General features: G+C 71.0%; 18 protein-coding genes. 9 read left to right on the plus strand and 9 right to left on the minus strand.

Going from position 1 to position 23,934, the window contains the following annotated elements; translation table 11 throughout:
• Positions 1 to 474 precede the first annotated feature (474 nt).
• The 4 genes from WME95_RS19175 to WME95_RS19190 all read left to right on the plus strand — a co-directional run bounded on the left by WME95_RS19175 (position 475) and on the right by WME95_RS19190 (position 7,669).
• Positions 475 to 3,765, plus strand: coding sequence for a kelch repeat-containing protein (locus tag WME95_RS19175; protein ID WP_437909796.1), 3,291 nt, complete (start codon positions 475 to 477; stop codon positions 3,763 to 3,765).
• 182 nt (positions 3,766 to 3,947) lie between these two features.
• Entirely contained in the window at positions 3,948 to 5,570 is a 1,623-nt protein-coding gene (locus tag WME95_RS19180) for a DUF1552 domain-containing protein (protein ID WP_437909797.1), read from the plus strand.
• 128 nt (positions 5,571 to 5,698) lie between these two features.
• Positions 5,699 to 6,661 carry an SMP-30/gluconolactonase/LRE family protein gene (locus WME95_RS19185; protein ID WP_437553507.1) on the plus strand — a complete coding sequence of 321 codons (963 nt, stop codon included), beginning with the start codon at positions 5,699 to 5,701 and terminating at the stop codon, positions 6,659 to 6,661.
• A 24-nt stretch (positions 6,662 to 6,685) separates the two neighbouring features.
• The gene (locus WME95_RS19190; protein ID WP_437909798.1) at positions 6,686 to 7,669 is read left to right on the plus strand and encodes an asparaginase; all 984 of its coding nucleotides are present in this window, start codon (positions 6,686 to 6,688) and stop codon (positions 7,667 to 7,669) included.
• 203 nt (positions 7,670 to 7,872) lie between these two features.
• On the opposite strand, the gene WME95_RS19195 is transcribed toward WME95_RS19190, so the two are convergent.
• The 7 genes from WME95_RS19195 to WME95_RS19225 form a co-directional block, all read right to left on the minus strand.
• Positions 7,873 to 9,093, minus strand: a complete 1,221-nt coding sequence (locus WME95_RS19195) for a hypothetical protein (RefSeq protein ID WP_437909799.1) — start codon at positions 9,091 to 9,093, stop codon at positions 7,873 to 7,875.
• A 458-nt stretch (positions 9,094 to 9,551) separates the two neighbouring features.
• Positions 9,552 to 10,007, minus strand: a complete 456-nt coding sequence (locus WME95_RS19200) for a nucleoside deaminase (RefSeq protein ID WP_437909800.1) — start codon at positions 10,005 to 10,007, stop codon at positions 9,552 to 9,554.
• Positions 10,004 to 11,044 (minus strand): aliphatic sulfonate ABC transporter substrate-binding protein, encoded by a 1,041-nt coding sequence (locus WME95_RS19205; protein WP_437909801.1) that lies wholly within the window; start codon positions 11,042 to 11,044, stop codon positions 10,004 to 10,006. Before WME95_RS19205 ends, WME95_RS19200 begins: the two co-directional genes overlap by 4 nt.
• Positions 11,041 to 11,886, minus strand: a complete 846-nt coding sequence (locus WME95_RS19210) for an ABC transporter ATP-binding protein (RefSeq protein WP_437553527.1) — start codon at positions 11,884 to 11,886, stop codon at positions 11,041 to 11,043. Before WME95_RS19210 ends, WME95_RS19205 begins: the two co-directional genes overlap by 4 nt.
• On the minus strand, positions 11,883 to 12,728 hold the full coding sequence (locus tag WME95_RS19215; protein ID WP_437553529.1) for an ABC transporter permease: 846 nt from the start codon (positions 12,726 to 12,728) through the stop codon (positions 11,883 to 11,885). The genes WME95_RS19210 and WME95_RS19215 overlap by 4 nt, the downstream gene beginning before the upstream one ends.
• Positions 12,729 to 12,731: 3 nt before the next feature.
• Positions 12,732 to 13,334, minus strand: coding sequence for a cysteine hydrolase family protein (locus tag WME95_RS19220; protein WP_437909802.1), 603 nt, complete (start codon positions 13,332 to 13,334; stop codon positions 12,732 to 12,734).
• A gap of 291 nt (positions 13,335 to 13,625) precedes the next feature.
• Positions 13,626 to 14,603, minus strand: a complete 978-nt coding sequence (locus WME95_RS19225; RefSeq protein ID WP_437909803.1) for a PAS domain-containing protein — start codon at positions 14,601 to 14,603, stop codon at positions 13,626 to 13,628.
• 418 nt (positions 14,604 to 15,021) lie between these two features.
• Between WME95_RS19225 and WME95_RS19230 the strand changes: the two genes are divergently transcribed.
• Both WME95_RS19230 and WME95_RS19235 read left to right on the plus strand, forming a co-directional pair.
• Positions 15,022 to 15,957, plus strand: coding sequence for an SMP-30/gluconolactonase/LRE family protein (locus WME95_RS19230; RefSeq protein ID WP_437909804.1), 936 nt, complete (start codon positions 15,022 to 15,024; stop codon positions 15,955 to 15,957).
• A gap of 115 nt (positions 15,958 to 16,072) precedes the next feature.
• On the plus strand, positions 16,073 to 17,062 hold the full coding sequence (locus tag WME95_RS19235) for a helix-turn-helix transcriptional regulator (protein ID WP_437909805.1): 990 nt from the start codon (positions 16,073 to 16,075) through the stop codon (positions 17,060 to 17,062).
• Between the two features lie 34 nt (positions 17,063 to 17,096).
• On the opposite strand, the gene WME95_RS19240 is transcribed toward WME95_RS19235, so the two are convergent.
• A complete protein-coding gene (locus WME95_RS19240; protein ID WP_437909806.1) occupies positions 17,097 to 18,227 on the minus strand; it encodes a pirin family protein in 1,131 nt (376 codons plus the stop codon).
• A gap of 219 nt (positions 18,228 to 18,446) precedes the next feature.
• Between WME95_RS19240 and WME95_RS19245 the strand changes: the two genes are divergently transcribed.
• From WME95_RS19245 to WME95_RS19255, 3 genes are all read left to right on the plus strand, one after another.
• Positions 18,447 to 19,664 carry an MFS transporter gene (locus WME95_RS19245; RefSeq protein WP_437909807.1) on the plus strand — a complete coding sequence of 406 codons (1,218 nt, stop codon included), beginning with the start codon at positions 18,447 to 18,449 and terminating at the stop codon, positions 19,662 to 19,664.
• Between the two features lie 86 nt (positions 19,665 to 19,750).
• Positions 19,751 to 21,580, plus strand: a complete 1,830-nt coding sequence (locus WME95_RS19250) for a sigma 54-interacting transcriptional regulator (RefSeq protein WP_437909808.1) — start codon at positions 19,751 to 19,753, stop codon at positions 21,578 to 21,580.
• Positions 21,581 to 21,922: 342 nt separating this feature from the next.
• Entirely contained in the window at positions 21,923 to 22,507 is a 585-nt protein-coding gene (locus WME95_RS19255) for a hypothetical protein (protein ID WP_437909809.1), read from the plus strand.
• A 44-nt stretch (positions 22,508 to 22,551) separates the two neighbouring features.
• Here WME95_RS19255 and WME95_RS19260 read toward each other — a convergent pair whose 3' ends face one another.
• A complete protein-coding gene (locus tag WME95_RS19260) occupies positions 22,552 to 23,409 on the minus strand; it encodes a hypothetical protein (RefSeq protein WP_437909810.1) in 858 nt (285 codons plus the stop codon).
• Positions 23,410 to 23,934 lie beyond the last annotated feature (525 nt).

Consider the following 23,934-nt stretch of genomic DNA (forward strand, 5'->3'; position numbering starts at 1 on the left):
CCGGACGGGAGCGCTCCCGCTGAACCGCGGGTTTAGCCCATTGCGTGTGATGGCTGCGAATTGCCAGAATTTGTTTGAAACCTCTGATCGAAAGGGTTGGAGAACATCTCGTGGAAAAAGATTGTGGCTCGGGGGAATGGGCCTCGTAGCGTGCTGCGCTGGGAGCATGACGAGCTCGAGCGGCCGGTGGACGCCGAGCGCGCGCAGGGGCGCCTGGGCCGCCCGGGCGCCGCGCGAGAGGCAGGCCGCCACGCGGTCCGCCCCGGCGGCCCGCTCGCCGTGCCCGGGAGGCCCGCGGTACCCGGGTCGTGGTCGTGGACGCGCGCGAAGGCACACCGCCGGGCCGCGCGGAGTGCTTCGTCAACAGAATTCAAGATGCTGGAAGCGTGCTTGCGCCCCCTGGTCCCGACGGTGCTCCAGGAGCTGAACGTCGCGTGACCGGGAGGCATCAGACGGCGGCGAAGGAGAAATTGAATGCAAACGAGCTCGTACCTGGGCGTTGCCCTGGCCTGCGCGGCGCTGGTGTTGCCAGCGGGAGAGGTCTGGGCCGACGGAACGCCGTCCTGGGAGCAGTTGCCTGCGATGATCACCCCGCGCAGCGGGCATACGGCCACGTTGCTCCAGGATGGCCGGGTGCTCGTGGCGGGGGGCTACGGCAGCGACAGGATAACGCCCCTCCGGGAGGTCGAGATCTACGGCCCGGCGAGCAAGACGTGGGCGCCTGCCGCGCCGCTCCGCAGCCCGCTCCGCGAGGTCGCCGCGACGGCCATCCTGCCGAGCGGGCTGGCCCTCTCGACGGACGGCGAGCATGTCGAGGTCTATTCGCCGGATCTCGATCAGTGGCAAGCGGCGGCGCCCCTGACGCCGGCCCTCACGGCTCCCCGCGCCGTGGCCCTCCCGAGCGGCAAGCTGATGATGCTCGGCCAGGCGTCGGGCTCCCTCGCCGGCAGCATCTATGATGACGCCGCGGGCGCATGGACGCCCATCCGATCGCTGAGCGGCGCGATCGCCAGGAGCGCGACGGTGCTCCGCGACAGCCGCGTGCTCGTGACGGGCAACGGCCGCGCCAACATCTACGATCCGGAGACCGATTCCTGGACACCGACCGCCAGGGTCGTCCTTGGGTCCACTTCGTACGCCACGACGCGGCTCGCCAGCGGCGACGTCCTCTTCGTGGGCGGATATCCGTTCATGAGCACGCATCCCTCGCAGCTTTACCTCCCCGAGGAGAACCTCTGGGTGGCGATCTCGGGGCATGACCCCTTCTACGACCCGTATCCCGACTGCTTCCCGGAGTGGGACTACGACATGGGCCTGGGCGTCTCGCGGCTCCTCAGCGGAAGGGTCCTCCTGACAGGAGGCATGGTGACGTACATCTGCGGGTACCCCGACGAAAATGGCCAGATCTTGAACGAGTGGCGCTACAGCGAGTTCGGCGGCGCGCTGGAGCTGTATGATCCGGCCTGGGCTGTCTGGCGGCCCCTCGACGTCGAGCCGCCGGAGACGATGGCGCGCGCGTACCACACATCGACGCGCCTCGACGACGGCAGCGTGCTGATCGCCGGCGGGCTCGTCGCGTCCGGCTCGCCCCGCGGTGCGCCGGCGCCGACGGCCTCTGCCTTGCTCTTCCACGAGCGCGCCCCGCTCGGCGCGGCCTGCGAGGCCGGCGGCGACTGCGCGAGCGGCTTCTGCGCGGATTCGGTCTGCTGCGATGCGGCCTGTGCCGGTCCGTGCGACGTGTGCGCGGCCTCGGCGGGGGCCACGAAGGACGGCGCCTGCACGCCGATCTCGGGCACGCCCTGCGACGACACGGGCGCGTGCCTCAAGGGGGGCGTCTGCGAGGCGGGGACCTGCGCCGGTGGCACCCCTGCGCCCGACGGAACCCCGTGCGTCGACGCCGAGATGTGCTCCGCGACGAGCACATGCGAGGGGGGCGCTTGCGTCGGAGCGAGCCCGGCGAGCTGCCAGGCGCCGGACGGCTGTCACGAGGCTCCCGCCTGCGATCCTGCGCTCGGGTGCTCGGGGCCCGCGCCGGAGAAGCCGGACGGCGCGCTCTGCGATGTCGCCGGGACGCCGGATGCCTGGCAGGCCGCGGCGCGGATGCCGAGCGAGATGAAGCGGGCGCTCAGGGCCACGTTGCTGGAGGACGGCACGGTGCTGGTCATCGGGGTGGAGAACAGCTCCGCCGCGCCCTTGAGGGCGATGCGCTACGACCCGAGCATGGACCGATGGCAGCTCGTCGGGGGGATTCCACAGGTGCGGTCGAGCGTCACCCTCCACGTCACACGGCTGCACGACGGCACGGTCCTCGTGACCAGCCACGATCGCGTGGACCGGTTCAACCCGGCCACAGGCGAATGGGAGGGCGCCGCGCCCATGCTCCGGACTCACGGGCTCGGCACCGCGACGCTGCTCCAGGACGGGAGGGTGCTCGTCACGGGCGGCAGCGACGCGTCCGCGGAGGTGTATGACCCCGCCGCGGACGCCTGGACCTGGGTCGCTCCCACGAATACGCAGCGATACCATCACTCAGCGACGCTGCTCCAGGACGGCAGAGTGCTCGTGGCGGGCGGCGACGAAGTGGCGGGCGCGGAGGTGTATGACCCGTCGGCCGGCGTCTGGACGCCTGTGGCTTCGATGAGCCAGGCACGCGGGAGTCATAAGGCCACGCTGCTCCCCGACGGCAGGGTGCTCGTGGTGGGGGGCAACTCCGAGGGCATCGCCCTCGCGACGGCCGAGCTCTACGATCCGGCGAGCGACATCTGGACGCCAGCGGCGGAGATGGTCGCCCGGCGGTATGCAACCAAGACCGTGCTCCTTGCCGACGGGAGGGTGCTCCTGGCGGGCAACCTGGGTGTTCAGTATTCGCTCGATTATACTGTCGAGCTTTACGATCCGGCGACGGACATCTGGTCGCTGGGGCCTGCGATGGACCTCCCGATCACGGAATACGTGCCCGTGCGGCTGGATGACGGACGCGTTCTGATGGTGGGCGGCGAGCTCGGCAGTATCTCCTACCCGTCCCCCCTCGTTCACCTCTATGTTCCTGGGCAGCGCCCCAGCAGAGGGGTGTGCCAGGCTGGCGTGTGCTTGCAGAGCGCAGGTGGAGAGGGCGGCGCTGGAGGCGGCGGCGGTGACGCGAGCGGCAGCGGTGGCGGAGAGGGCGGCGCTGGCGGCAGCGGCGGTGACGCGGGTGGCACCGGCGGCAGCGGGGGCGCGCTGAACGGCGCCGGAGGCAGCGGCGGTGACGCGGCTGGCACCGGCGGCAGCGGGGGCGATGCCAGCGGAAGTGGCGCGAATGGCAGCGGAGGTGGCGCGAGTGGCGCCGGCGGCAACGGCGATGCTGCCAGTGGCGGTGGCGTCAGCGGCAACGGCGGCAGCGGCGACGCTACCAGCGGTGCTGGCGGCAGTGGAGGCGATGCCAGCGGAAGTGGCGCGAGTGGCGGCGGAGGTGGCGTGAGCGGCACCGGCGGCGCTGCCACCGGTGCTGGCGGCAGCGGGGGCGATGCCAGCGGTGCTGGCGGTAGCGACGGCACCACGAGCACGAGCGCCGGCGCCAACAGCGGGACGGGCGAGGGGGGTAGCGCCGGTGACACCGGCGCGCAGAGCGGCGCTGGCGGCGGCTCGCCCAGCAGCGGCAGCGGTGGTTGGCATTGCCAGATGGGGCCCGGAATCCAGGGGACACCCACATGGCTCGTCCTCGCCGGAGGGCTCGCTGCCCTGCGCGTGCGCCGGCGCTCCCCGAGGATCCGCGGCGCTGCGTGAACCGCTCGCGCAGCCCGACGTGACCGTTCGGTCGACCAACGCGCCCGGCCGAGCGAATTCCAAATACGTTCACGGACCCGCGGAGATTAGGGGGGATGGAGCCGCGGCAAACTCGGGCATCCGAGGGGCAGCCGGGCGTTTGTCTTCATTGAGGCGGGAAAAATACGACCATGTCAAAGCACATGAACCGAAGAATTTTCCTCCGGGGGCTGGGCGGAGCTTGCGTCGCGGCGCCGTTCCTCGGCTCGATCCTCGACCGATCCGTGATGGCGCAGCCGGCCACGCCGCCGAAGCGGCTGATCGTGATGTTCACGCCCTATGGCTGCATCACGACAAGGTGGTTCCCGAAGAAGTCGCACGGCCCGCTCACCGCCGCGGACCTCCAGTCGACGACGCTCAAGCACCTGGCGCCTCACGCCGACAAGCTCCTCATGCCCCGCGGCATCCGCGCGATGAACGAGTGGACGGCGACGCTGGCGCGGGGGCAAGGGAACGATCCCCACACGCAGGTGTTCGGGTCGTACTTCACCTGCCAGCCGGTGACTCCCAACAGCGACGACCCGTTCAGCTTCGACTCCGCGACGAAGTTCAACGCCAAGCCGACCGGTCCCTCGCTGGACCACGTCATCGCACGACAGCTCAGCCCGCAAGGCACTCCGTTGCTCTTGAACATGGCGGGTCAGAATGAAAGCCCTCAGTCGGCGATCTCCTACTCCGCCGCCGAGACCCTCTTCAGGGGCCTCAACGCGTCGCAGGTCTTCAGCAGCCTCACGGGCATCTTCGAGCCGGGGAAGCCGACGTCTCCGGACACCTACGCGGCGATGCGCGGCAAGAGCGTCCTCGACATCGTGAAGGATGATCTGCAGAGGCTCGAGCGGTTCGACATGAGCCGCGCCGACAAGCAGAAGCTCGCATCCTGGAAGGAGCTCATCCACGCGACAGGGAATGGGATGGCTTCTGCGCAGTGCAACACGGCCCTCGCCACGGCGCTCGGCGCGACGCAAGAAAACATCAACCTGTGGGGCACGTCCCCGACCGGCGACGACAGGCTGACGCGGCGAATCTCGGACACTCTGGACGGCGCGGACCTCTGTTCGAACCTCGCCGTGCTCGCGGCGGCGTGCAACGCGAACCCCGTCATCTTCCTGAAATACCCCGGGAACTACATCTTCAAGGGGCTCGGCGTGAACCACGAGAGCGCCAGCCTCTCGCGCCGCCTGGACAGCGCGAACATGACGGGCACCTGCGTTCCGGGGGCGATCGACATGCTCCTCACGATCGACGACTACTATGCAAGGAAGTTCGCCCACCTGGTCGAGCAGCTGAGCCGCCTCGAGGAGGGCGACGGGACGCTCCTCGACAGCTGCGCGGCCGTCTGGTTCCAGGACGTGTCGGACGGCTGCGCCCGCAACCTCAACAACCTGCCGATCATCCAGGCCGGCAGCGCCGGCGGCTATTTCAAGACCGGCTGGGCCGTGAACGTCGAAGATGGCTCGCCCGATCTCACGACCGGCAACAGCGAGTTCACCTGTACCGAAGGCACCTCGAACCAGGTCGACGCGATCTCCCAGGAGACGGGGACCGATCCGTCGCTCGCCAACGCGCCGATCAACAAGTACTTCTGCAGCTTGATGAACGCCCTCGGGGTCAAGGCAGGCGCGGATGGTTTCCCGGCGCCGGGCGGTTCGGGGCCGGTGACCCACTTCGGCAGGTACGACAGGACCGAGGACTTCATCGGCGGCGGGGTCAATCCCCCCACCATCCACGATCCAGGCGAGTTCACCGCGCTCAAGGCGAACTCCTGAGCGATCTCGCTCCCGGGCCGCCGGCCGCGGGCGGCGCGGCTGCTCGAGATGTCCCCGTCGGCGAGGGGGGTGTTATGCTCGCGCGCGTCGAGAATGCGCGGCGCGGCGCCGTGCCGGGAGGTCGCTGGATGTCATCTGTCAGGGGGTTCACCCTCGAGCTGTCTCGGATCGAGTACGTCGGGCAAGGCCTTGTCAGGCCGGAGTGCGTGATCGTCGAGCCAGGCGGCACGCTCTGGACCTCGGACGCTCGCGGCATCGCGACGCGCATCGAGCCGGATGGCAGGCAGGCGACCCTCGGCCCGGAGGTGCCCGAGCCGAACGGCATGGCGATGGATCGGCAGGGCAACCTCATCGTCGCCAGCATGTCCGGCGGCAAGATCCACAAGCTCCACCGCGACGGCCGGTCCGAGGTCCTCCTCGACTCCGTCGACGGCAAGCCGCTCGGCGCCGTGAACTTCTGCTTCATCGACTCGCGGGATCGCCTCTGGATCTCCGTCACGACACGGCAACTCCCGTGGTGGCCCGCGGTCGCGGGCGGCATCCGCGACGGGTACATCGTGCTCGTCGACGAGAAGGGCGCCCGCATCGTGGCCGACGGCCTCAGCTTGACGAACGAGGTGCGCCTCGACGCCGCCGAGCGGTTCCTGTACGCCGTCGAGACCGTCCCCGGCCGCCTCCTCCGGTTCCCGGTGCGCGACGACGGCAGCCTCGGCGATCCCGAGCAGTTCGGGCCCGATAGCCTCGGCATCGGCGGGTACATGGATGGCTTCGCCTTCGACGCCGAGGGCAACATCTGGGTGGTGGCCGTCTGTCGCAACGGCCTCGGGGTGATCTTCCCCGACGGCAGCTACCAGACCGTCTTCGAGGATCCGCGCCCCGCCGTCCTCGAGACGATGACCCTGAAGCAGAGGAACGGCGCCATCGAGCCGGCCGATCTCGGCGCCTGCGCGGGAAACACCCTGCAGCTGCCCACGAGCATCGCGTTCGGCGGCCCCGATCTCCGCACGTGTTACATGGGGTCGCTGGCGATGCCCCACCTCCTCACGTTCCGCGCGCCCGTCGCGGGGCTCCCGCTCTCGCACATGCGCTGATCGGCTTCACGCCAACAACCATCCATGCCTCGCGTTCACCTCGTCACCACCGGCGGCACCATCGCGAGCCGCGTCGACCCGAAGACGGGCGCCGCCGTGCCCGCCGTCCGCGCGGAGGAGCTCGTCGCCGACGTGCCCGCGCTCGGCCGCGTCGCCGAGATCGCGGTCACCGAGTTCTGCCTCGAGAGCAGCTGGAACCTCGGCCCGGACAGGGTCGCGGCGCTCGCGCGCGCCGTGCGCGATCTCCAGGCCGATCCCGAGGTGACCGGCATTATCGTCACCCACGGCACGGACACCCTCGAGGAGACGGCGTTCGCGCTGGATATGCTGCTCGACGGGGACACCCCGGTGGTGCTCACCGGCGCGATGCGGGACGCGAGCACCGCGGGGACCGACGGCCCGCGCAACCTCGTCTCGGCCGCGCGGATCGCCGTCGAGCCGTCAGCGCGGGGGCTCGGCGTGCTCGTCGCGCTGAACGACGAGCTCCACGCGGCCCGGTGCGTGATGAAGACCCATACGACCGCGCTCGGCACGTTCGCCTCGCCGGGCGTGGGGCCGGTCGGCTGGGTCGATGGCGAGGGAGTCCGCGTCCACGCGCGCCCCGCGAGGACGCCGACGCTGCCGCTCGCGCAGCCCGAGCCGCGGGTCTACCTCGTCAAGATGGCGTCCGGGATGGACGATCTCCTGCTGCGCGCGATCCTCGAGGCCGGCGCGCGCGGGGTGGTGATCGAGGGCTCGGGCGCGGGGAACGTCTGCGGGAGCTGGGAGGGGGCGATCGGCGCGCTGGTGCAGGCGGGCACGCCGGTGGTGCTGAGCTCGCGCTGCCCCGGCGGGCGGGTCACGCCGACGTACGGCGCGCCCGGCGGCGGGCGGCGGCTCCGGGATCTCGGGGTGATCGCCGCGGGCGCGCTCTCGGGGCCCAAGGCGAGGCTCGCGCTGATGTTCGCGCTCGGGGCGGGGCTCGACGGGGCGGCGCTACGCGCGTATTTCGACCGGCTTGCCGGGTAGAACGTCGCCCCTCGCGCCCGGCTGCGGGCCGCGCCGCAACACGCTCTTCGCAACACGCGTGCCCCGGCGCCGGCGCCGGGGGGTTTTGCGCCCTTGACCGTGGATCTCGGCGCCCCTCCGGCGCGCTCGCCGCGCGCGCTGCTCGGATCCGAGCAGCGGTTCAGCGCGGCTGCTTCCTCAGCAACACCCGGACGAAGCGCAAGCTAGCAGCTGCTCGCCGGGCCACCGCCGGGGCAGATGGTCGGGAGGCTGACGCCGGTGGTGGTCCCGTTGATCCAGTCCTTGTAGGTCGAGTGCTGCACCTCGTAGCCGATCCAGCCGGTCCCCTTGGCGAAGTAGTACACCTCGTCTTTCCCGGCGCCGTCGATGATGACCTTCTTGATCACGTCCGCGTAGACTTGACCGTTCGGAGCGGTGACGGAGGACAGGTGCTCGACCGTGTACCGCTGCCACGTCGAGCCCTCGTGCCACGAGTCGCAGGCGCCGCAGGTGGTCTCGCTCTGCGCGTCGACGTAGATGTCGAACGTGTAGGTCTGGACGCCGCGTGACTTGTCGAAATAGCGCGGCAGCACCTTCGCTCCTCCCCAGTCGGTGGTGTCCTTCGGGGCCTGGTAGGCGTAGCCGCCCGCGACAGGGTCTCCGCGCCACTGGTGCCTGCAGTCGGTCGGGCTGTTCAGCGCGCCGCACTGCTCATCGCAGTACGTCTGGATGCCGGTGTCGAAGTACGCCCACGAGGTGTCCTTCCACAGCCGGATCCACTGGTCGTCAGCCGTGTACGACTCGTAATCGGCGCCGTTCCTGCCCTTCACGTACACGAACTGCCTGCGGCCCGAGGGGTCCTTGCCCTGCGGGACGTACCATCGAGCTCCGGTCACCTGCGTTGTGTACTGGGGGCCGCTCGCGCTGCATCCCGGCGTCATGTAGTCGAAGAGGTCGACGACGCTGGAGGTCCGGCAGGACGTCGAGGTCGTCCAGATGGGCCTGCCGGCGGTGTTGTAGATGACGAGGTTGCAGTCGTCCTGGAGGGCGAAACGCGCGCCTGGGTTTCCCGCGGTCCTGGAGCTCCAGAGCGCGCGGGTGCCGGCGTAGAGGACCAGGTTCCCGTCGGTCTGCATGATGAACCTCGTCGTGTCCGATCGGGGCGCCGTGTGCGTGGCCCAGGACGCGCCGGTCTCGTCGTAGGCGACGACGTTGCCGTCCGTCTGATGCACGAGCTTCACCCGGCCATTGCACGACCGGATCGACTGGCTTCGATCGAGAGACTCCCCCGGGGCGAGCCCGCCGCACGCGAGGGCGCCCTCGGCCGTCCCGGTGAGCTCGTCTGGCGCGGCGAGCTCGTCCGACTCCGACGAATGGCCGGCGCCACAGGCAGAGAGAGCTGCCGGAATCGCCACGAGGACCAACGGATAAAAGAATCGTTTCATTGCAAGTGTCTCCTTCTCGGAATGCAGCGCAGAGAGGACCGCGCTCGGTGCGCAGAGCTCACCCAACGAGCCGCCACGTGCGGCCAGGGAAGGCGCCGAGCGTCTCGCCGGGGCAGCTCCGCCCCGGAGCGGGGAAGGGCCGTCTCCCTTCAAGCCCCGCCGCGCGGTCCGCGTCCCGTCACGTGCCATGAGCACCCCGCATGCCAGACATCCGCGGCGCCCCTCGGGCCGCGCGAGCGGCGCCTCGACCTCGGGTACGCAACGGCTGCGTAGAAGGGGCGAGTGGAGAACGCAGGGCTTGCTCAGGTAAGCAAGTCTTGCTGGCGCCCCGACCGCCACCGGAAGGCCGGGCCGCTCTGGCCTCTTTCAGGCTGTGATGGGACAGCCGAGATCTGTGACGGGATTTCGCTCGACCTGCGCCGCGGGCGGGTCATGGCAGCGGAGCGCCGGCGAGCGCGTCACGCCGGGCCGAACAGCGCGAGGCACTGCGCGTCGAGGACGCCGCCGACGAGATCGAGCGGCGCGCCGGAGCGCTCGTTCATCCACTTCGCCGGGACGGCCAGCTCGCGCTGCGCGCCGCCAGTCGCCTCCGTGACCTCCCGCATCGTGCAGCCATAGACGATGCGGCTGATCCGGGCGAGCCAGGCCGCGGTGAAGCACATCGGGCAGGGCTCCACGGTCGTGTACAGCGTGTATCCCTGCAAGTCCGGCCCAGCGGCCGCGCAGGCGCGGCGCACGGCGCCGACCTCGGCGTGGTACGTGAAGTCGCGCTGGCCGTTCACCTCGTCGGTCGCCTCGGCGACGACGGCGCCATCGGGGGCGGCGACCAGGGCGCCGAACGGCGGCTCGCCCGCGCGCTGCGCGCCGCGCGCGAGCTCCAGAGCGCGCCCCATGAGCGCCTCGTCGCGGCTCATCGGACGAGCCTCGGGTCGAGCAGCGACTCCGGCGCGGGCGCCTTCTTGACGAGCTTGGACTCGACAGCGAAGTCGACGACCGCCTTCATCGAGGCGTACACGGGGCCGGCCTTCTCCGCCGTGCCGAAGAGCTGCTTGTTGTCGGCCAGGTCGTAGATCTTGTCGCCGCTCAACATGCCCTTCACGTCCTCCGGCGGAGCGTTCAAGTACTTGCCGACGATGGGTATCGCCTTGTCGGGCTCGCCGCGCAGGACGCGCACCCCTTGATCGATGGCGCCGATGAATTTCGAGCAGGCGTCACCGGACTCGGCGAGCCGCGATCGGCGCACCGCCACCGCGTCCATGATGGTGTCGGGGACGCTGGCGCTCGAGAAGATCACGCGACCGCCGCCCTTGGTCGCCTTGGTGATCCACGGCTCCCAGGTGACCGCGGCGTCGACCTTCCCCGCCACGAACGCGGCCCCGGCGTCGTCTGCGCTCATGCTCGTGACCTTCACGTCGTCCGCGGAGAGCCCGGACTTCTTCAGGCCGGCGAGGAACAGCATGTGATTGACCTCGCCGAGGGTGAGCGCGACCGTCTTGCCCTTGAGATCGGCCATGGACGCGACCCCCTCCTTCGCCACCACCGCGTCCGCCCCGTTCGAGCTGTCGATGAGCGCGATGGCCACGACGTCCGTGTCGCCGTTGCCGCTCAGCACGGCCAGGTTCTGCAGGGTCGTCAGGCCGATATCGAGCTTGCCCGCGGCCAGCGCCGGCAGCGTGTCCCCGGGGTTCGAGAACGGCTTGAGCTCGACGTCGAGGCCAGCCTGCTTGAACAGCCCGAGCTCGTTCGCGATGAACACGCCCGCATAGCCGATCCACAGGTCGTGTCCCACGGTCAGCTTCACCGGCGCGTTCGCCGCGGCCCCGGGCTTCTCGCCCGGCGCGGCGGCGGCGGGCATCTCGCGCGCTGGCTCGTCCTTCTTCGAGCAGCCTGGCGACAGGAGGAGGCAGGCGAGCGCTGCCCCGAGCTCTAGCACGACGGTCCTTCGGTTCATGGATCCTCTCCCCTCGGCGTATTCGTGAGCCCGAGGAGCAAGCGGCGGCGCTGCTCCTCGGGGCGGGCCTTCCCCCGCAGGAGCGAGAGAATATCCCGTTTGAGGCGCAGCAACGCCTCGTCGAGCTTGAGATCGGGCGAGCGATCCGCCCGGGGTACGGGCACGTCGATGGTGGCCACGACGCGGCCGGGGCGCTCGGAGAAGACCACCACGCGATCGGACAGGATCAGGGCCTCTTCCACGTCGTGCGTGACGAAGAGCGTCGTGATCCGGTGATGTCGGATCACATGGAGCAGGAGCCCCTGCATCTCCTCACGTGTCTGGGCGTCGAGGGCGCCGAACGGCTCATCCATCAGCAGCACCTCCGGCTGCGCGGCGAGCGCCCGCGCCAGCGCGGCGCGCTGCTGCATGCCGCCGCTCAGCTCCGCGGGCGCGCTGTCGCGGAAGTCCCACAGATCGACGAGGCGCAGCAGGCGCTCGACGCGGTCCGCCTCTCGCTCGGAGCCGGCCTGCCGCGCCCGGCCGCGGTGGCGGGCCAGCGTCAGCGGGAAGCGGACGTTCTCCCGCACGCTGAGCCACGGGAAGAGCGTCTGTTGCTGGAACACGACGCCGAGCTCGGCGCCGGGGCCGAGGACGCGTTCGCCGCCGAGCGTGACGGTCCCGGTGGTCGCCGGCTCGAGCCCCGCGACGATGTGCAGCAGCGTCGATTTCCCGCACCCGGAGGGGCCCACGAGGCTCACGAACTCGCCCTCGCCGACGTCGAGGTCGAGCGGGCAGAGGGCGCTCGTCTCGCCGCCGCGGCCGCCGTACGCCTTGCTGACGCCGCGCACGGAGAGCGTCACGCGTCGCGCCCCCTGGCCCAGCGGAAGAGCCGGCGGTGCGCTGCGCCGAACGCCCAGTCGAGCCCCAGGCCGATCGCGCCCAGCACCGCCAGGTACGCGTAGATGCTGGGCGTCTGGATGAAGCGATAGAACCTGAGGACGCGGAAGCCGAGGCCCTCGGTGGCGGCCACGAGCTCCGCGACGACGACGTAGCTCCACGCCCACCCGTTGCACATGCGCAGCGCGCTCCAGATGCCGGGGAGGGCGGCCGGGGCCAGCACGCGCCAGACGATCTCCCGCCGGGTGGCCCCGAGGCTCTGGCTGACCTGGAGCAGCGGCGCCGGGACCCGCCGTACCTCGTCCGCGGTCATGAGCAGCAGCTGGAAGAAGGTCCCCAGGAAGACGAGGAGGACCTTCGCGCCCTCGCCGATGCCCGCCACGATCATGACGAGCGGGATCAGCGCCGGCACGGGGACATAGCGGAGGAACTCGGTCGGCGGCTCGATCAGCGCGGCGATCGATCGGAACGCGCCGGCGAGCACGCCGAGCGGGACCGCGAGGAGCGCGGCGGCCACGAACCCGGCCGTGACCCGCAGGAAGCTGTAGCGGACGTCGAGCCAGAGCTCCGCCGAGCCGAGCGCGTCGGCCGTCGCCCGCCCGATGCTCGCGAGCGTGGGCGCGAGGGCGGTGTTCACCCCGTCGCGGCCCGCGAGCCCGGCGTACGCCGCGAGGGTGGCGAGGAAGCTCGCCGCGCCGAGCGCGAGACGGACCCGGGCGGAGACGGGGCGGCCGAGCGCGAGCCAGCGCGGCGGCGGTCGCTCGCACTGTCGCGACGGGGCCCGCGGCGCTCGGTCGCCGGGCATCCGTCAGCCGAAGAGCTGCATCACCGCGGCGCTCTCGGTGACGTAGGCGAACGCGTTGCTCATGCAGAGGATCGCGGCGTCGTGGAGCTCTCGTGTGGTCCCGGCCACGGCGTCGACCGGGAGCAGCACGCGGTAATCCAGGTTCCTCGCGGTGAGCACGGTGCTGAGCACGCAGATGTTGGTGCACACGCCGCAGCAGATGAGGTTCTCCACCCGCTTGCTCCGGAGCAGCAGGTCGAGGTCGGTGCCCAGAAAACAGTCGTAGCGCCGCTTGGTGAAGATCCGATGATCCTGCGGCTCGATCCGCAGCCCATCGACCAGCTCGGCGCCGCGGGATCCCTCGAGGCAGTGCGGCGGCTCGAACTCCAGCTCGATGCCGAAGTCGCACCGATCGGCCCTGTGCATCTCCTGGCTGAAGATGACCGGCAGGCCGTGCCCTCTCGCCCACGCGGCGAGCGCGTTGACGCGCTGTACGATATCGAGCGCTCCGCGCGCCTCGCAGGGCGCGCCCTCCTCGACGAAGTCCCGCTGCATGTCGATGACGAGGAGGGCGGTCGTGGCGGGGCGGACCTGGTCGAGGGGCAACGGGCGGATACGCGGCGTCATCGCTGGTCTGGACGTTCGGCGCGCAGGGGACACCGGGCGCGTCGAGCTCGCTGAGGTGGGGTGAAGTGGTGAACCGACCGTCTCTACATCAGCCGGGAATGCAGCGTTAAAAGGCTGAACGGAATTTAGCCGGTGCCTCGCCGGAGGGTCAAGCGAGACCTGGATGCGTGAGCACTTCGAGAGGGCGTGAGGTCGCCCGCTGCGTGGAACAAGGTGCGAGAAAGGGAGAGGTCTCTCGGCGCCGAGCGGCGCCGCCTGACGTCTACGGCGGCGCCCTCCGCTGCACGCCGGTCATCTCCTTTTCCGCCGCGTCATCGCGTAACGCACGCCGGCCCGGAGATCTCTCAGGAGGACGATCCCCTCCAGCGTCTCCCCGAAGGCCGCGAGCGCCGCGGCGGTGCTGGCCGACATCCCCACGAGGACGCTCTCGGCGCCGAGCAGGCCCACGGCCTGCACCGCGCGCAGGAGGTGGAGCGCGACGGCGCTGTCGATCATCGGGACGCCGGTGAGATCGACGATCACGAACTCCGCGTCGTGGCGCTCCACGCCTTGCAGGAGCGCCTCCATGAGCTGGGTGCCCCGCATCGTGTCGAGATGGCCGATGAGCGGCACGACGATGACCCCGTGGTCGATGGGCAGGACCGGCGTCGAGAGCGCGGCTATCGTCTCGAGGAGGCGCGACTGGATGGCGAGGAGATCGGCCTCGGTGCTCCGCAGCGCCTCTTCCGTCCTCTTTCGTGCGGTCATGTCGACCACGACCCCGACCATCCCCATCACGCGCCCGCTCGCGTCGCGGAACGGGACGTTGTTCTCCAGCGTCCAGCCGTCGCTCCCGTCCTCGAGCTTCCACCGGAGCTCCACGTTGAGCCGCGGGATCCCCTCGGACATGATGGTCTCGTCGTTCTCGCGGTAGCTGCGCGCGACCTCGTCGACGAATATCTCCTCGTCGCGCTTCCCGACGATCCTGTCGCTCGAGAGGCGATAGTGCTCCGCATAGGCCTTGTTGACGGCGAGGTACCGGTGGTCCCGAGCCTTGAAGAACACCATCGCCGGGATCGCGTCGAGCATCGCGGCGTACCCCGAGGCCTCCGCCGCGAAGAAGCTGGCCAGGAGCTCGTGCTCCCGCGCGGCGGGCCGCGCCTCGCGCACGGCCAAGCTCGGCCGCTGCGCCTCGGCCAGAGCCTGCTCCAGGTCCGCGACGCGCCTGCGGAGCGCCGCGACCTGCTCGTGCAGCGACGTCTCGCTCTCTGGGTCTGAAAGACACTGCATTACAGGGTACCACGTGTTGGCCGGGCCACGGTGACCGCATGATTGTCGGGGGCGCAACACTTGTCAAGCGCTCGATGTCCGTTGTCGACTCACGGCGTGTCGCCGGTGGGGCCGGCAGGTCCCGTGGATGTCGACCAAGACGTTCCTCGCCCGTGCGGAGGGCGGGAATCTGCCTCGTACAACGCGGACGATGGTTGTGCGTTGCGCGTGGCCGATAAAGCGGCGTGGACGTGAGATTCGTTGTCTCGCGCATCTCGATTCGAGGCGTTGCGTCTCGGCCGGCAGCGGCGCTAACCGCGGCGCGTGAGCGTTTCGGGCGTACCAATGAGCGCCGCGGGCGCGCGCCGCGCGGCGAGCGGGCGCAGGGTAGGCGCACCAGCCGGCGCGTCGCCGGCCCGTTACCACGAGAGAGCGCACCATGAAAACGCAACCGAAACGCCTCGCCGCGGTCCTCGCCTGCCTCGCCGCCGTCCTCCCGGCCTGCGCCGAGAGCGAGGCCCCGGCCGCGCCGGAGCTCCGCCGCGTCGGCGGCTTCAGCACGCCCGAGTCGGTGCTCCACGACGAGGAGCGCGACGTTTACCTCGTCTCGAACATCGTCGGTTCACCCGTCGAGAAGGACGACCGCGCGTTCATCTCGCGCGTCTCGCCGGACGGCGAGATCCTCGACCTGACCTGGATCGACGGCGCGTCGGAGGGCGTGACGCTGAGCGCCCCGAAGGGCATGGCCATCGCGGGCGGCAGGCTCTATGTGGCCGATATCGACGTGATCCGCGTCTTCGACGCGAGCGACGGCGCGCCCATCGAGGACATCGAGGTCGCCGGCGCCGGCCTGCTCAACGATGTCGCGGCCATGCCCGACGGGTCGATCGTGGTCTCGGACTCCGGCGTGGCCATCGGGGAGGGCGGGTTCACCTCGATCGGCACCGACGCGCTCGTCGCGGTCGATCCGGGCGGGGAGGTCTCCCGGTTGATCGCGGATCCCGCGCTGCCGCACCCGAACGGCGTGGCGTGCGCGGAGGGCGAGATCTGGGTGGCTTACCTCGGCGCGGCGCGGGTCGACGCGCTCGACGTGCTCGACGTGCTCGACGTTTCCGCGCAGCCGCGGCGCGAGATCACCCTGCCCGCTGGCACGCTGGACGGCCTCGTGCGCCTCGACGACGGCCGGCTCCTCGTGTCGAGCTGGGACGCGGGCGCCGTCTTCGAGATCGACCCCGCCGGAGACGCGGCGCCGCGCGTCTCCACGCTCGCGGCGGATCTCCCGAGCCCCGCCGATCTCGGCTGGGACCGCGCGAGAAATCGCCTGCTCGTCCCGCTCTTCAACGACGGCGAGATCGTCCTGCTCGACGTGAAATGAGCCGGTGGAACAGCGCTTTGGGCCCCGGGGCGGCGCGGTTACGCTGCGTCGCCCCGGCCGGCCCCGCGCTGCGTCTGCGCGGCGAGAGAAGCGCCCTTTTCCATCAGGAGCGACGATGAAGACCCAGCTCACCCGACTGCTCGAACCCACCGATCAAGCCCAGGCCTGGGGCGCGCTCAGGCAGGCCATCTCCCGCCTGGAGCGCTCGTCCTCGGCGAGCGGCGCCGGCCTGGCCCGGTGGATCGGCGTCTTCACCCGGACGCGCGAGCGGATAACGATTCAGCGGCTCTCCCGGCCGCTCGTCGTGCTCATCCTCGACGGCGCGAAGCGGATCTTCCTCGACGGCCCGGACGGCAACACGCGCCTCGTCGCCCGGGAGGGGCAGATCCTGCTCGTGCCGCAGGGCATCCCCCTCGAGCTCGTGAACGAGCCCGATCCCGAGCGCGGCGCCTACCGCTCGTTCACGATCGAGCTCCTGAGCGAGGTCGACGAGCGGCTCCAGCGCCGGTATCCCACGCTCTGCGTCCAGCGGGGGCTCGGCGGCTTCGAGGCGGATCGGCCGCACCTCCTGCGCTCCGCGATGCCGTCGATCCAGGCGCTGATCCACCTCGTGAACACGCTCCTCTTGCCCGGCGCGCACGCGCTGCTCATCGAGCACCGGCTGGAGGATCTCATCCTGACCTTGCTCCTGCAGCACCGGGAGCAGCTCGACGAGGCGCGCGCCGCCTCCTCGACGCTGGCGCTCGATCCGACGCTCGCGGTGCGGGCGCTGGTGCGCCGCGATCCGGCGCGCCCGTGGGCGGCCCCGGAGGTCGCGCGCGCGCTCGGGGTGAGCGACGCGACGCTGCGCCGCCGGCTCGGCGCGAAGGGGGTCTCGTTCAGGGCCCTCCTGTGGAAGGAGCGCCTCGATCTCGCCAAGGGGCTCCTGCGCTCGGGGCGCCACGGCGTGCTGGAGGTCGCGACGGCCTGCGGCTACGACTCGGCGTCTCGCTTCGCCGAGCAGTTCCGGCGCTCCGAGGGCGTCAGCCCCTCGGAGTACCGCGCGCGGCACCGGGCGAGCGCGAACGACTGCTCGAGCGACGAGCCCGAGCTCGACGCGAGGTGAGGGATCGGCGCGCCGGGACGCGGAGGTGAGGGGCTCAGCCCGCCTTGTCGATGCGGCCGTCGGGGTAGCGCGCGAAGCGGCCTTCCGCGCGCCCGTGGACCGGGCCGTCGCTCGGCCACGGCCATCCGCCGAAGCCCGTCCGCCGGTAGTCGAGGAAGGCCTGCTGGACCTCCGCCATCGAGGTCATCACGAAGGGGCCTTGCTGCGCGACGGGCTCGCCGATCGGCTTGCCCTGGAGGAGCAGGAGCTCGGCCTCGTCGGGGCCGTTCTCGAGCAGCGCGGCTACGCCGTCGCGGAGCGTGATCCTCTGGGCCGCGGGGACGCGCCGGGGGCCGATACGGAGCTCGGCGCCGCGGAAGAAGTAGAGCGCGCGGTTCGTGCCGGGGGAGGCGGCCGGCAGCGTGAACCGCGCGCCAGGGGCCATCTTGAGCGTCCAGATCGCCACGTCGGACGCGGCGCGCGCCGCCCACGACCTCGGCGGCGGGGCCGGCGCGCGGAGCTCGCCGAGGCGGCCGGCGACGATCGTGATCTCGGTCGTCCTGCCCGCGGCGTCGCGCGCGATCTGCCTGGGGATCGTGTCGCCCCACATCATCACGAAGCGCGGCTCGGCGAGCTTGTCGGCGCGCGGGAGGTTGAGCCAGATCTGGAAGAGCTCGAGCGGGTTGGGCCCGTCCTTCTCGACGAGCGGGAACATCTCCGCGTGGACGATGCCGCCCCCCGCCGTGAGCCACTGGACGTCGCCGCGGCCGTAGCGCGCGGCCGCGCCGAGCGAGTCCGCGTGATCGACGAGCCCGCGCCGCACGACGGTCACCGTCTCGAAGCCGCGGTGCGGGTGCTGCGGGAAGCCGGGGACCACGTCACCGTGGTACATGCGCCAGCCGTCCTTGCCGGCGAAGTCGCGCCCGATGGCGCGGCCCGCGAGCGAGGCGGCCGGCCCCATCCGCTCGTCGCCGGCCGGGTACGCGTCGTCGTGGTGGACGCAGAACAGGAAGGGATCGAGCGTCTCCCAGGGGAACCCGAGCGGCGCGACGTCGCGGACGACGTCCTCCGCGGCGAGCGCGGCCTCGTCGGTGCGACCGGGCGGGGGCGCGGCGGGGTCGCACGCGGCGACGACGGGCGTTGCGGCGAGGGCGCCGAGGGCGGTGCGGCGATCCATGGGGCTCATCGTCTCATCGTAAGATGGACCTCATGGAGGGACAACGGTGCGAGCGCGCAACGTGGTGTTGCGCCGGGAGCAACGCGCGCGACGTGCGAGCCGCCGCGCGGGCTGCGTAGAGCAGGGGAGCGGTGAGGGCGCGCGTCCGGGCGTGAGCGCGCCGCGTCGCGGCGCTTTTTCGTGCGGAGGCGGGGCGGGCGCGCCTGGAGTCGACTAGAGTCGACCCTCGTGTCCAAACGGCGCTCCGAATCGAGCATCATCTTCCTTGTCGCTGCGGTCCAGTTCATCAACATCCTCGACTTCGTGATGGTGATGCCGCTCGGGCCCGACTTCGCGGTCGCGCTGGGCATCCCGATGTCCAGCATCGGCTTCATCGGCGGCAGCTACACGGCCGCGGCCGCGGTCTCGGGCCTCGCGGGCGCGTTCTTCCTCGACCGCTTCGACCGGCGCAGCGCGCTCGCCGTGGCGATGCTCGGCCTCGTCGCCGGCACGGCGGCCGGGGGCTTCGCCACGGGGCTCCCGAGCCTCATGGCGGCGCGCGTGCTCGCCGGGGCGTTCGGCGGGCCCGCGACCTCGGTCGCGTTCTCGATCGTCGCCGACGTCATCCCGCCCGAGCGGCGCGGCAAGGCGATGGGCGTCGTGATGGGCTCGTTCTCGGTCGCCTCGGTGCTCGGCGTCCCCGCCGGGCTGGAGCTCGCCCGCCGCGGCGGCTTTCCGCTGCCGTTCTTCGCGGTCGCGGCGCTCGGGCTGCTCGTCGCGGGGCTCGCGATCTTCCTCCTGCCGCCGATGCGAGATCACCTGACCGGCGCGCCGCCGTCGGGCAGCGCGCTCGGCGAGCTCGGCGCGCTCCTTGCCCGGCCGATCGTGCTGCTCTCGTACGCGACGACGGCGATCCTGACGGTGGCGTCGTTCCTGGTGATCCCCAACATCTCGGCTTACGTGCAGTACAACCTCGGGTATCCGCGCGAGCGGCTGGGGCTGCTCTACTTCGTGGGAGGCCTGGTGAGCTTCGCCGCGATGCGGGCCGTGGGACCGTTGGTGGACCGCTTCGGCGCGTTCCAGACGGGCTCGGTGGGGGCGGCGGTGCTCGCGAGCGTCCTCTACGCGGGGTTCGTCTCGTATACGCCGGGGCTGCCGGTGCTCGCCATCTTCATCGTCTTCATGCTGGGCATGACGTTCCGCAACGTCTCGTACAACACGCTGACGTCGAAGGTGCCGCGCCCCGCCGAGCGGGCGCGCTTCACCTCGATGCAGTCGGCCGTGCAGCACATGGCGTCCGCGATCGCGGCGTTCGCGGCGGCCAGGATGCTCCACGAGCTGCCGGACCACCGTCTTGAAGGCATGCCGGTCGTCGCGGGGCTGTCGATCGCGTTCACGATCGCGCTGCCGCTGCTGTTCCTCGGGATCGAGCGGCGCGTCGCGCTCGCTGCCGCGCATCGCGCCTAGCCGCGTTGTCGAGCGACTCACCATCTACGCTTGAGCCGCGAAAAGCGCTGTGGCGCGTCGCTGACCCGAGAGGCTCGCATGCTTGCATGCGCGCGGGCTTCGACTATAGCCTCGGGCTGATGAGCGGCCCCGAGAGCTCGCCGTTGACGACGCAGACCTTCGATCTGCGGCAGTCCCCGGACAGCCCGGGAATCTACTCCTACCTCCTCGTCATCGGCGCTTCTTCATCGTACAGGCGCGTCCTGCCCGACGACGGCGTGCTCGTCGTGGGGCGCAGCGACGAGGCCGACGTGAGGCTCGACACCGCGGCGGTCTCCCGGCGGCACGCCGAGCTCGTCTTCTCCAGAGGAGAGATCCGGATCACCGATCTCGGCAGCCACAATGGGACGCTCGTCAACGGCGAGCGCATCGAGGGCTCGCGCGCGCTCGGCTCCGGCGATGTCATCACCATGGGGGATACGACGCTGATCCTCCGGCGCGAGTCGCCGCCCCGGGGCAGCGCCCTCATCGAGATGGGCCGGCTGCGCCGGCGCGTGGAGGAGGAGATCGAGCGCGCCGCCGACTCGGCGCGGCCGTTCGGCCTGGCGGTTGTGTCCCTCGGGTCCGTGCAGATGCGCACGATGCTCGCGCATCGGGCGCTCTCGGCGCTCCGGCTCGTGGACATCGTCGCCTGGGACGGCGCCTCTCACCTGGCGATCGGGTTTCCCGAGCTCGGCGGAGAGGCGGCGCGCGCCGCGGTGCTCCAGGTGCTCGAGGCCATCGCGCCGCTGGCCCCCGAGGCGCGCGGCGGACTGGCCTCCTACCCGTTCGACGGCGGCGACACCGAGACGCTCCTCGCGGGCGCGCGGACCGCTGCGTCGATCGCGGCTCCGGGGGCGATCGCCTTCGCCTCGCAGACCGCCGTCCGGCACGTCATCGGCGATCGCACCATCGTTGTGGCCGACTCGGCCATGATCCGGCTGTTCGAGCTGATCCGGCGCCTCGCAGCGAGCGATCTGCCGGTCCTCGTCCTCGGCGAGACGGGGGCGGGCAAGGAGAACGCCGCCGCGGCCGTGCACCACTGGTCTGCGCGGGCGCAGAAGACGCTGATCACGCTCAACTGCGCCGCGCTCCCGGAGGCGCTCGTGGAGAGCGAGCTCTTCGGCTACGAGAAGGGCGCGTTCTCGGAGGCGCGGGCGCCCAAGCCCGGCCTGCTGGAGCGGGCGCACGGCGGCACCGTCTTCCTCGACGAGATCGGCGAGCTACCCCTCGGCGCGCAGGCCAAGCTGCTCCGGGCGCTCGAGGCGAAGCGGATCACCCGCCTCGGCGACGTCCGCGATCGCGAGGTGGACATCCGCATCGTCGCTGCCACGAACCGCGATCTCGAGGCCGAGGTCCACGCCGGCCGCTTCCGTCAAGACCTGCTCTTCCGCCTGAGCGCCGCCGTCGTCGAGCTGCCCCCGCTCCGGCACAGGCGGCGTGAGCTGCCGATCCTGGCCCGTCTGTTCCTCGCCGAGGCGTGCGCTCGGACCGGGCGGCCCGCGCTCGAGCTCTCGGAAGCCGCGCTCGCCGCGCTCTTCGCGCACCCGTTTCCCGGCAACGTGCGCGAGCTCAAGAACGCGATGGAGTACGCGGCCGCCACGGCGGACGGCCCGACGCTCGAGCCCTGGGGGCTGCCCGAGCGCATCGCCGGGCTCGATGTCCCGCCGCGGGCCGCGGTGGACACCTCGGCCCCGCCCGCCGCGGCGCCCGCCCGCTTCAAGCCCATCGCCGAGGAGCTCCGGGAAATCGAGCGCACGCGCATGCGTCAGGCGCTCGACGCCGCGGATGGAGTCCAGAAGCGGGCGGCGGCGCTCCTCGGGATGCCTGTCCGCACCTTCACCTTCAAGCTCAAGCAATTCGGTATCTCGGCGCGCGAGGGGAAGCGGAGCCCGTGAGGCTCGGGCTCAGGACACGAGCCGAGCCCTCTTCGCACCCTGGAGGCATGCCACCCGGGGCTCGGCGCCTCCGGAGCGCGGGGGCGGAGAGCGATGGCAATCCTTGCCGCGTCTTCCCCCGAGGGCTGGCAAGCTTTGCCACGACGGCAAAGTTTGCCTCCCTCGCGCTGGCCCAGGGCGCGAGCGCCGCCGCGGGCTGATCGCTCGATTCCGCGGCTGATCCTCTTCGATCACGCGGCCGATCTCCCGCCGATGCCCCTCGTGCGCAGGGGCGGCACGCCGGATGCGATGACGCTCTGCCGACCCGGCTCGCCGGAGATGACAGCGAAAGGCAAAAATATCATGAAAACGATCCAGAACATCCTCCTCTGCGGTCCCTTCGTCTCCGTCGTCGTGGTGGCCCTGGCGGGTTGTTTGAGCGAGCCCGCAGCGCCGGCGAAGCCCGAGGAGATCCGCTGCGACAAGCTGGCCGAGTGCGGGAAGCTGAGCGAGGGCGTGGAGGCCGAGCAGTGCGCGGTCACGATGGGGCTACTCCACGACCAGGCAGTCAAGGAGCTGGACGTCTGCACGCCGGTCTTCCAACGGATCGAGAGCCTCATCGCCTGTGCGGCGCAGCAGGAGGGTTGCGAAAGCGACGTCGGTATGGCGGCCGCCGATCTCCCGCAGGATCACCCGTGCTTCGAGGAGAACGAGAGCTACAAGAGGGCCTTGCAGGAGGTGGGGGATCAGCGTCGCGAGCCCGACACAGGGGCCCTGTGCGTCTTCTTCTATGAGAGGGCCATGGAGCTCGCGACGACCCCCGCGACGGGCAAGGCGTGCACGACGAGCGACGATTGTCCAGATGTCGAGTGTCCGGACCCGGCGCTCGGGAGGCACGGCTATTGCCAGTCTGGCAAGTGCAAGACGGCGATCGACATCTGCGGGTGAGCGCGCCGCTCGATCCTGCCGGCGTCGGGCGCCCCTCCACCGGATCAGAACACGAGCCAGGTTGACACCATCGCGGCATCGGGCGCCGCGGCGGGCCGGATCTCGACCTTCACGCCACCTCGGTCCTGGGTGCGGTAGATCTGTGGCCTGTTCGTGAAGAGCATGGCCGTCGCCGTGATCACCGTCGCGCTGCCGGCGAGGAGGGTGCCGGCGGCCAGCCAGCTCTCGTTGACGCTGGCGTCGTACTGGAAGCCGGGGGACGGAGCGCACGACCGACCGCACTCGCGCACGCTCCGCTCCTGCGCATATCCATGAAGGTCGTCGGCCTGCCACATCAACCGGCCGCCCATGAGGGCGATGGCCGCCCCAGCCCCGAGCGTGGCCCAGGGGAGCCAGGCGGGCCAGCGCTGCCTGGCGACGACGGTATCGGCGCTCAGGACGAGCTGGCCGGAGGCCTCTTTGCCCGCGACCATGAAGATGGTCTTGGCGACGGTGAAGTAGCCGTCCTTTCTCGCTGTGAGGACATGCTCTCCGGGCGTGACCATCTGGCGCCGGGCGCCGGGTCCGACGAACCAGGGCTTGCCATCCATCAGCACGGTGGCCCCCGGCTCGTCGCAGCGGATATCGATGACGGCGAGCTCCTGCTCCACGAGCGCTCGCAGCGTCGCGCGCGCCTCCTGCTCCTTCTCGGCGTCGAGCGAGCCGGGCCCCCATCGCAGGGAGAGGCGCAGGTTGTCATAGGCCAGCACCGGCAGGCCGAGGCTCCTCAACACCCGCCCGAGATAGAGCCGGAGCTCGGGGTGCTCCCACGAAGCCAGCGCCTCTTCGTACTTGGCCCGCGCCTCGGCGAACATCATGCGCCGGTGAAAATTCCGGGCCTCCTCGAAGAGCGCGCGGGCCATCTGCTTTCGATCTTCGGAGATGCCCTGATGCCATGGGGGCGCCGACGCTGCCGGGGGCGACGGCGACTCCGCTGTCGCCGGAGGATGCGGCGATGAGGACGATGACGGCGGCGGCGCCTGGGCGAGCGCAGGAGCGGCGCAGAGGGCTGTGAGGGTGATGGGCAGGAGGAGCTTCGCCAGCGGAAGGGAGGCGTGAACAGGTCGTCTACGGGTCGTCGTCATGAAAGCCAAGCGCTCGCCTCGGGCTCGCCCGTCATGCCACATCGAGCGTTCGCCGGGCTCGCCGGGCCGATGAGCGAGCTCCGCGGGCCAGGATATGCCCGCGCATGTGCTGTGTGAAGCGCTCTGGCGGCGGGTCTGTGTGTACACGGCTCCGCTGGGCGCCTATGCTCTCGCCATGGCTCCAGCCGTCGCGGAGGCGACGGTTTCGATAGACGTGTCTTTTTACAGGCAGGAGGGACGGTGCCCACCGAGCGGATCACCCTGGAATCGGTCCGTCGATCGTCCGGCGTGGCGCCGATCGAG

Source organism: Sorangium sp. So ce327, assembly GCF_051530205.1.
GTDB lineage: Bacteria > Myxococcota_A > Polyangia > Polyangiales > Polyangiaceae > Sorangium > Sorangium cellulosum_B.